The following is a 242-nucleotide window of genomic DNA, read 5'->3' on the forward strand; positions in this document are numbered from 1 at the left end:
CCGGTCTCGGCCACGGAAGCCGGTGACACCATTTCGGCCACGGGAACTCTGACGATCACCGGATCGGGAACCGTCTCCGATGCCTCGGATACCACCACGGCCTCGGGTTTGGAGTCATGCACCGGAACAGGCGCAACCACCGAATCGAGCGACGTTATCGCATCGGTCGGAGTTCTCCTCGCCACCGGGGGGATTGCCGCGACGGAAGCGAATGACAGCGACCTTGGCTCGGGCACGCTCAC

Annotated in this window: 1 protein-coding gene; it reads left to right on the top strand. The window is 64.5% G+C overall.

Going from position 1 to position 242, the window contains the following annotated elements:
- The coding region (locus BGIM_RS66135) for a hypothetical protein (protein ID WP_202947364.1) at nt 1-242 on the top strand (242 nt) is incomplete at both ends.

It is taken from the genome of Zavarzinella formosa DSM 19928, assembly GCF_000255705.1.
GTDB lineage: Bacteria > Planctomycetota > Planctomycetia > Gemmatales > Gemmataceae > Zavarzinella > Zavarzinella formosa.